Below are 852 nucleotides of genomic sequence, written 5' to 3' on the forward strand. Positions count from 1 at the left end.
TACGAAGTCAAAATCTTCTATTCCAACAACCACCGCACCAGCCCTCGCGCCACCGAGGAATTGTTGTTTTTTGAAAGGAAAGGCAAAAAGCTAAAGAAAATATTCACAGCTCAAGCCTCTTCATATATAGGTGAAATCAATATAGGGCAAATAGGAGCCGCACAAAGCAACTGCAGTGGCAACATCACCGAAGAGCGCAGTACTTTTAGTATTACAGACGAAAAGGAGAGAGGCTATTATATAATAAAGGAGGAAAGAACGACTAAGACCCTTCGTATTGTCACCGACAGCACCGGCTTTTGTACCGAACAAACCACTGATATGGAACAAACCACCCACTATTGGCGTTACAAACGCAAAGCCTACCATCCCGATTAGGAAAAGAAATCCAATACAACTAATATAGGAATGATACAGATATAGGAACAATACAGAAACGATACAGGAACACCGAAGGATAAGCGAACAATCAGCAAAAGATTACCGAAGTACAACCGTCTAACAATCGCTTATCCCACCTGTCCCACTTGTCCCAGTCCTCTCCGCCTTCCCAAGCCTCCCATTTGCCCCACTTGTCTCACCTGTCCCACCTGTATCACCCGTCCCACCAGTCCCACTTGTCTCACCTGTCCCACCTGTCTCACCTGTCCCACCTGTCTCACCCGTCCCACCAGTCCCACTCGTCTCACTTGTCCCACTCGTCTCACTTGTCCCACTCGTCTCACCTGTCCCACTCGTCCCACTTGTCCCACCCGTCCCATAACCGCCTGTGCGGCTCGCTCTCCCACTTGTCTCACCTGTCCCACTTGTCTCACCTGTCCCACTTGTCTCACCTGTCCCACTTGTCTCACC

At 49.2% G+C, this 852-nt stretch carries 1 protein-coding gene and 1 pseudogene; one reads left to right on the top strand and one right to left on the bottom strand.

Annotated features, from left to right (window positions below; all coding sequences use genetic code 11):
* A pseudogene (locus HMPREF9074_RS11335) lies at positions 1–378 on the top strand (hypothetical protein); the annotation flags it as partial.
* Positions 379–498: 120 nt separating this feature from the next.
* On the opposite strand, the gene HMPREF9074_RS12490 reads toward HMPREF9074_RS11335, so the two are convergent.
* The coding region (locus tag HMPREF9074_RS12490) for a hypothetical protein (RefSeq protein ID WP_198133049.1) at positions 499–852 on the bottom strand (354 nt) is incomplete at its 5' end.

This window comes from Capnocytophaga sp. oral taxon 329 str. F0087, from assembly GCF_000213295.2.
Lineage (GTDB): Bacteria > Bacteroidota > Bacteroidia > Flavobacteriales > Flavobacteriaceae > Capnocytophaga > Capnocytophaga leadbetteri_A.